Genomic DNA, 3,634 nt, shown 5'->3' on the forward strand with positions numbered 1-3,634 from the left:
CAGCTCACTTCCATCCCCGGCCTGGTCGGCAACGTGACCTACAATGCGGCCGGGCAGTCGCTGGCGACCACCTACGCCAATGGGGTGACCAGCACGTCGGCCTATGACGCCACGCGGGGCTGGCTGAACAGCCTGACGGCGGCCAAGGGGGGCACGAACCTGCTGTCGCTGAACTATGGCCGGGCCGCCACCGGCCGGATCGATGCGATCACGTCGCCAGGGGGCGCCTCGAGCGATGCCTGGACCTATGGCTATGATGAACTGGACCAACTGACCTCGGCCAGCAATGCCGGCAATGCCTCGTTCAACGAGACCTACAGCTATGACGATGCGGGGAACCTGACGTCGAAGACGGATGTGGGCACCTACACCTATCCGGCGCAGGGCCCGAACGCGCTGCGCCCGCATGCTGTGGGCGTGGCGGGCACGACCTTCTTCACCTATGACGACAATGGCAACATGACCACCGGTCATGGGCGCACCTATAGCTGGGACGGCATGAACCGTCCGACCCAGATCGTCAGCGCCTATATGGGGGAGAGCCCCGGGGCGACGAGCACTTACTTCTATGGGCCGGACGGGAGCCGGGTGAAGAAGGTGACGAAGGCTTCGCCGCGGGGCTGCACGACGGCGCCCAATCCTTTGCCGACGGAGACGACGACCTATATCTTCGGGGACGAGCGGGTGAGCTATGAGGGCTCGACGGACCCGTGCGTGCCGACGACGCCGCTGTGGGTGAAGTACCCGATGCCCGACATCAAGATCGAGGGCACGGGGGCGAGCGCCAAGACGTTCACGCTGATCAAGGACCATCTGGGCTCGGTGCGTGTGGTGGCGGACCAGGCGGGCACGACGAGCATCGCCACGCGCTACCAGCCCTTCGGGCTGGCCAAGCCGGTGACGACCTCGACCACGACCAAGGAGGATCACGGCTATATCGGCGAGCGCCTGGACGAGACGGGCCTGCTCTACCTCAATGCCAGATACTACGATCCCCACATCGCACGCTTCGTCTCCCCCGACTGGTGGGACCCCACACAGGAAGGCGTCGGAACCAACCGATACGCCTATGCCGATAACAACCCCATCAATGTCAAGGATCCAAGCGGGCACTACGTTGACTACGATCGCCTTCAACGCGAGATATCAGAGGGCCAAATCCGAACGGGCACAGTGGCGCTTCCTCTTCAGGGAGCTGCCTCTTGGGCAATGCGAGCATACCAGGCTCTCAAAGTCATGCGCACCCTGGAGAATGCAAAGCCTGTGCCGGCTCCTGCTGTCAATCCCTCACTGGCCCCCGAACAACAAACGGCGGTCGAAGCAAGAGGGTATTCTGGGGCCGGAAGTTTCGGTGATTGGGGCAATAAAGGAGCTCATTGGACAGCTCCCGGCCTTAAAGGGAAAGAAGAGGAAGTCGGCTTGCGCCCCGACGTTGACGAAAACGGCCAGGGAGTAATTGGCGTAACACCGGTGGGACCATCTAAAGAAGGTAAGAGTTTCGACGTTGCAGCAGGAAAGGTAAAAGCGGAACTTAATACAGAAAAAGGACTTGGAAAATTAATTGGCCAAATTGACGGCGCCCTGAACCATCCGGTTAATGACAAGCAAACTCGCCAATGGCGAGAGGGAATGGAAAGGTTGAAAGGCATCGCTGAGCAAAAGCTGGCGGAAAAAAGAGATGATCAAAACGGTAATAACAATAACAATGGAAATAATGGTGACCATCAAGGTAATAATGAATGACTACTGAATATGAAGAAAAAGTCAGGGGAATAGATCTCTGGGACTGTATTAAGGGTGCACGTGCTGGCCCTGTTGCAATTGGCACATCATTAAATGAATTCGGTGAGGTCCTAGGAGTACCAAAATTCTGGGGGTTCTCCCCAGGGGAGATGTTTAGTGCCTATATGATCTTCGGCCAGGTCGAGATACACGTCAGAGCGGAAGATTCGAATGTAAATGTGTATTATATAAAAATACCATCATATAAGTCTAAGAGAAATAGAATCTTATTTGGAGGTAGCCATAACTCATCCGCTTCGTATATACGAATTCCTCCTAAAAAAGATTTGTGTTTGCCTTCAGTTAAAGATTTTCTTTTCGAAAATCAGCTAAAATTCTCAGATGAGGATAGCGCTTTATCGTCAGAGGAGACTGTGGCAACAATAAAATTAGAAAATGGAGTTAGATTGTATTTTGGAGGCGATGTGCCAGATCTGGAACAAATAGAGATATGGTAGTCTTTTATAACTGTATTTTGATATATAATTATATATTCATTAATATTGAAAGAATTTTTATTACGTTATTATTTTTTAATATTTTATTATAATCAAATCGGGCGCGCGTTTGATGTGAATTGAAAGTCAATATTAGTTATTAGTGTGATAATTGGCGCTTTTGGTGTTTTTATGCTTCATAATCGATAGATTCTATTCTATGTCAGCTCGCTTTGGTGTCTTTGCAGATCTTTTTATGCGGTTGATAGCTACTATGTTCATGGGGGCGCTATGCATCTCATCCGCAAGGGCAGAAGTGCTGGTCCAGAAGGATGCGGTTTCGCTCGTCCGTACCCTGCTTCACGCATCGCCTGACAAGATGGACTACGGCCAGATCAAACTGGCCGTCGACAGTTTCGTTGATCCATCCCAGAATTCGGCTGCCGTCGAAACCGAACTCGCAGCCATGCTGGCCGAGATCGGGAAGATGCTGGCAACCTTACCGTCGGAGCAGGTCGGCAGCAGCATGGAACGCATGAAGGCTTTGCGCGCTTTTCTGTACCAATCGGGTCGATGGAATAAGAACAGTCCTTTTCAGTATGATCTCAATGACCCCTATGGCAAGGACATCGGCACACAGCAGTTGTCGACCTACATTGCGACGAAGAAGGGCAATTGCGTATCGATGCCGCTTCTCTTCCTTGTTCTCGGGGAGCGGCTGGGATTGAAGGTCGGGCTTTCGACCGCCCCACTCCACATCTTCATAAAATTTACCGATGACGCGACGGGCAAGACCTGGAATCTGGAAACGACGAGTGGGGCGGGCTTCACACGCGACCTCTGGTATCAACAAAAGCTTCCGATGACCCCAAAGTCCATCGAGACAGGGGCCTACTTGAAGATCTTGCCACGCCAGCAGACGGTCGCGGTGATAACAACCCTGATCCTGGACCATCTGCTTAAATCGCAGCGCTATGAAGAAGCGATCGCCGTTGCGGATCTGCTGCTGGAGGCGTGGCCGGAGGATGTCTATGCCCTGGTGAAGAAGGGAACAGCCTATCGTGGGCTCCTGCAAGACAGGGTGATCGCAAAATACCCCAAATTGTCGGACATGCCACCTAATGTCCGGCTCTATGGCGATGGCCTTTACAAGGCCAATCAGGAAGCCTTCAAGCGTGCGGAGGAACTGGGATGGACCCCGACGCAATAGCGACCGTGGCTCAAGCGTAATTGCTGCGGATATCAGAGTAAACTGCTACCTCCTTCCGTGACGTCGGCGTGAATTACGACATGAATGTGTCACTCCCTCAAATTTGCCATATTGAGACTCGTGAGGTGATTTCCTAGCTTGGCGCTGCGTGCAGGGGGCTGCGCGCTGGAATCGTCAGGGGCTGGGAATGATCGGGAATGCGGGC

At 53.4% G+C, this 3,634-nt stretch carries 3 protein-coding genes; all 3 read left to right on the plus strand.

What is annotated here, in order from left to right:
* Nucleotides 1-1,743: RHS repeat-associated core domain-containing protein (locus tag AB4037_RS34335; protein ID WP_441774630.1), on the plus strand; the 1,743-nt coding region annotated here is incomplete at its 5' end.
* Nucleotides 1,740-2,240, plus strand: a complete 501-nt coding sequence (locus tag AB4037_RS34340) for a hypothetical protein (RefSeq protein ID WP_441774631.1) — start codon at nucleotides 1,740-1,742, stop codon at nucleotides 2,238-2,240. The genes AB4037_RS34335 and AB4037_RS34340, both read left to right, overlap by 4 nt.
* 199 nt (nucleotides 2,241-2,439) lie before the next feature.
* Entirely contained in the window at nucleotides 2,440-3,429 is a 990-nt protein-coding gene (locus AB4037_RS34345) for a transglutaminase family protein (RefSeq protein WP_441774632.1), read from the plus strand.
* The last annotated feature ends 205 nt before the right edge of the window (nucleotides 3,430-3,634 follow it).

This window comes from Labrys sp. KB_33_2, assembly GCF_052114505.1.
GTDB lineage: Bacteria > Pseudomonadota > Alphaproteobacteria > Rhizobiales > Labraceae > Labrys.

What these genes read in the sequence shown, in the direction of transcription:
- AB4037_RS34340 (WP_441774631.1), top strand. Translation starts at nt 1,740, where the DNA reads ATGACTACTGAATATGAAGAAAAAGTCAGGGGAATAGATCTCTGGGAC.
- AB4037_RS34345 (WP_441774632.1), top strand. Translation starts at nt 2,440, where the DNA reads ATGTCAGCTCGCTTTGGTGTCTTTGCAGATCTTTTTATGCGGTTGATA.